Annotated in this window: 1 protein-coding gene; it reads right to left on the reverse strand. The window is 64.5% G+C overall.

Features of this window, described 5'->3' with window-relative positions:
* On the reverse strand, positions 1–304 hold a 304-nt coding region (locus AB4Y44_RS42585; protein WP_368702836.1), incomplete at both ends, for a transposase.

Here is a 304-nt window from a genome sequence, read left to right on the forward strand (position 1 = left end):
CGTCTCGCAGCATGGCAAACAGGACGTCGCAGCGTCGCCGTGCCAGTGCGATGAGCGCCTGGTTATGTCGCTTGCCCTGCTGGACCTTGCGTGCGTAGTAAGCCCGTGAGATGGGGTCTCTCAAGGCCGCGAAGGCCGATAGAAACAAGGCGCGTTTGAGCACCTTGTTGCCGCGCCTGGACGGATGCTCGCCACGGATGGATGAGCCTGAGCGCCGGGTAACTGGTGCGAGGCCAGCGTAGGCCGCCAGGTGACCTGCCGAAGCGAATGCTTTGTGCGCGACCTCGGTGAGGAGTCTGGCGGC

The sequence above is a fragment of the Paraburkholderia sp. BR10937 genome (genome assembly GCF_040965695.1).
Lineage (GTDB): Bacteria > Pseudomonadota > Gammaproteobacteria > Burkholderiales > Burkholderiaceae > Paraburkholderia.